The 3374-nt window shown below is 41.2% G+C and carries 4 protein-coding genes; all 4 read right to left on the reverse strand.

From position 1 onward, the window contains the following. Positions 1-106: 106 nt before the first annotated feature. Complete coding sequence (locus K8S13_RS10000) at positions 107-769, reverse strand: 4Fe-4S dicluster domain-containing protein (RefSeq protein WP_291462302.1); 663 nt, start codon at positions 767-769, stop codon at positions 107-109. A 79-nt stretch (positions 770-848) separates the two neighbouring features. Continuing rightward, positions 849-1757, reverse strand: a complete 909-nt coding sequence (locus K8S13_RS10005; RefSeq protein ID WP_291462303.1) for a methylenetetrahydrofolate reductase — start codon at positions 1755-1757, stop codon at positions 849-851. 88 nt (positions 1758-1845) lie between these two features. Next, positions 1846-2565, reverse strand: coding sequence for a methylenetetrahydrofolate reductase C-terminal domain-containing protein (locus K8S13_RS10010; RefSeq protein WP_291462304.1), 720 nt, complete (start codon positions 2563-2565; stop codon positions 1846-1848). 11 nt (positions 2566-2576) lie between these two features. Then, on the reverse strand, positions 2577-3293 hold the full coding sequence (locus K8S13_RS10015; protein ID WP_291462305.1) for a hypothetical protein: 717 nt from the start codon (positions 3291-3293) through the stop codon (positions 2577-2579). Positions 3294-3374 lie beyond the last annotated feature (81 nt).

The raw sequence follows: 3374 nt of genomic DNA on the forward strand, positions 1-3374 counted from the left end.
AAATACCATTCAGTGAATAAAAGTCATTCAATAACGGCACTGATCAAAATAACCAACTGAAATAACAACTAATATTTGTTTATATAAAATCCTTAGCTTTTTGTGTTTAGGGTGTTGAATGTGAGATACAGGCCGGTACTTCTCCTTTTTCAAGCAGGTCATAACACCTGTCACACTTATACATAACCCCGTTTCCGGCAAGAGCGGGTAAGAGGTTGAGATAGATGCCGGTACCGGTCTGTCGCTCGGGGATATCCCATGGACAGACGGTCTTGCATTTGGATCCGCCAAGGCATAAATCCGAATCAATTCTGGAAAGGCCGTTATCCTCCTGCTTTGCTGATCCCCATGGACAAAGTTTTACACAGGGGGGATTGTCACAATGCATACAGCGTCTGGGAATGGTTAACTCAATGTCTTCACCATTCAGTTTTACATCAGCATGCTGGATGTAAAGCCAATTGTAAGGGGTCAATCTGTCAGTGACATCTCTTTCTTCCGACCAGTCATCTATAGGAACCCGGCTGGGATACATTTTAGGATACGGTTTTTCAGGGTTTGGGTATTTATCGGCATTTGATTCCTGGCAGGCATATACACACTCCTCACATCCAATACACTTTGAAATATCTATCAATGTGACAAGGGGTTCTTTTTTTTCTTTGGTCAATGCATTTGCCGCACTTACCACAGTTGCAGACGCTGCCACAGATCCTGCAACTGTAATAGAGCCTTTTAAAAACGCTCGACGGGAAATTTTTTTAGTCATTTTTTCTCTCTTTTAGAAACTTATCTGTTTCAATAGTACAATGGATTCTTTAAAGTGAATTAAGTGGTATGAATAATTACTAATTCTTTACTGCTTGGCTGATACCGGCATATTCGAGGATCTCGGGCACTATATCAGTCCAGCCAAGGGGCATGATATGGACTCCCTGGACCATGGATTTAATTTCTTTTATAAACAGGCCAGCCATTTCAGCGGCTTTTTTCTTATAATCTTCTTTGGCAACCGACCCAATTTCATCAATCCATTTTTCAGGAACATGGATACCGGATATATTTTTATTCATAAATCTTCCCATTTGAGGGGTTTTAAGGATAACGATCCCAACCTGTATGGGGCAATTAAATTTTTCAGCTTTTTTAATAAAGTTTTCAAAAATTTTGGCATCATAAACTGCCTGGGTTTGAAAAAATTGTGCCCCGGCATCAATTTTTTTCTTCATTTTCATCAATTGCAATTCAAGGGGGTCGGAATTGGGATTAACAACTGCGCCAAAGGCCATATCAAGGTAATTTTCAATCCGGCTTCCTGAAATATCATAGCCTCGTTTCAGACCTTTTGCCATATCGATCAATTGAACGGAATCAAGATCAAATACAGGTTTGGCTTCCTTGTGATCCCCCAACTGGATATGGTCTCCGGTCAACAGCAAAACATTGTCGATACCCAGAGAATAGGCAGTAAGCAAGTCAGACTGCAATGCCAGTCGATTCCGATCCCTGCAGGTGAGCTGGTAAACCGGTTCGACTCCATTTGCTTTCAACCGTACACTTGCAGCAAGAGACCCCAGTCTCATGACGGCAGACTGGTTATCGGTCACATTTACGGCATGGACATGCTGGTGCAGTTGAAGCGCTTCAATAGCACAGCTGGGCTCGATACTCTTATCTCTGTGAATGGCACCTTTAATCGGTCCGACCTCACCGGTAATAACAAATTCACCTCTATCAAACAGGGTTGTCAGTTTCATTGTTGAACTCCTTGAAAATTATATATACGTCTTAGATTGTCGACCAAAATTATTTGAATCGTTTGTGTTTAAATGAATGTTTTATCAGCTAGTCCTGGTTGCTGACAGTAACCTTGCCGCCGATGGAACAGAATGTGGCTTCAGTCGGGCTGACCTCAAGGGTCCTCGGACGACTCCATTTTGAATTTTTCTTGGGAGGTTGATAGGGATCAAGAAGCTCGAGACGTCCCAGTTTTTTAAGTCTTTCATAAATCAGTATCCAACCGCAGGGACGTTCCGGATCCACTTCACAATGCCCGTTTTCAGCACCACCGCAGGGCCCGTTCAACAATTGTTTGGCACAAAGGGTCATGGGGCACAGTCCGCCGGTGAATTCAATGATACAATCTCCGCAAAGAGAACAATACTCTTCAATATGTGTATCTGAAACAGTTTCCCCGCCGAAAACAGTATCGCAACCCGGATGAACCATGCCGCCGTCTGTTGCGTCAATCACAGTGTGAACACCTTGCCCGCATCCAAGGATAAGAAAAGAGTCTGCTTTTTTAACTTCATCTGCATGTTCTTCCATTAGTACCTTACGGGTATGATCCAGTTTGCACAGGGACATGCCCTTGGGGCCAGGCGCTGTATATCCGGTTACCTCAATCCCTCTGTCAGTCAGACGTTTTGCCATCATTTTGGTTTCGTCGTCTCCGCCGGAATAGCATTTCCAAGCACAATTATTACACCCGACGACAAAGACTTTTTCGCCAGGTTGAATATGCTTGAGTATTTCACCTATTGGTTTTTGGATGGTTGCATGCACGTTATTTCTCCTTAATTAAAAAAACAGGTTTTATATTGAACCTTTGCATCGTCAAAGTCATTAAACAAAATTTTTAAACGATCATTGGCTGTATTAATTGCAACAGATTTTTCTTCAGCTTCATTATCAGTCTGGAAGCAGGCAAGGCATCTTTGAAACTGACTGTCTCTTCCCAGGGTTTTGATATCAAAATCAACCATAAGAAAGGTCTGTTCAGTTTTTTGATTTGCAAAATGTTCAACAGCCGGAATGATTTCAAGGTTAACAACAACTTCAACTTTATTGCCTTCTTTTGCAATGTTGATGTAATCATGAATGGTAAGCATACTACCTGTGTTTTTATCTTTTTCCGGCTCAATTGTGTCATATTTGACAAGCATTTCTTCAAGGCTGAAGAAATTTTGCTCAAGCTTAATGCCCGCATCCAATAATTTTTTATAATCCCTATGCAAATACCGGTTGGCAATCATTACAGCCTGTGATACATGGGGACACAGGTTATCAGGACATCCTCTGGCATAACATTTTCTAAAAATATACTTTTTGGAGCCGATAACTCCAGAGTATTTGCAAAGAAAAATGTAAGCCTGAAATTCTATGTTCCCATGGACGAAATCGACCGGAACAATCTCAAACAAAGTGTTACATGTGACATCCTCACCATTTTGAACAAAGTTTATAAGATCTGTTATTCTGTGTGGTGATTTGCTGCTTGATAGGTCGCTCATTTTTTTCACCTTTCCATAAATAAAATTATTATTAGAAAGTTAATTGTTTATCAGATTCAAAGATTGCCATATTCAGCGATG

This window comes from Desulfobacula sp. (genome assembly GCF_021107415.1).

Excerpts from the sequence above, each read along its gene's own strand:
- K8S13_RS10015 (WP_291462305.1), bottom strand. The coding sequence starts at position 3,293 with ATGAGCGACCTATCAAGCAGCAAATCACCACACAGAATAACAGATCTT.
- K8S13_RS10000 (WP_291462302.1), bottom strand. The coding sequence starts at position 769 with ATGACTAAAAAAATTTCCCGTCGAGCGTTTTTAAAAGGCTCTATTACA.
- K8S13_RS10005 (WP_291462303.1), bottom strand. The coding sequence starts at position 1,757 with ATGAAACTGACAACCCTGTTTGATAGAGGTGAATTTGTTATTACCGGT.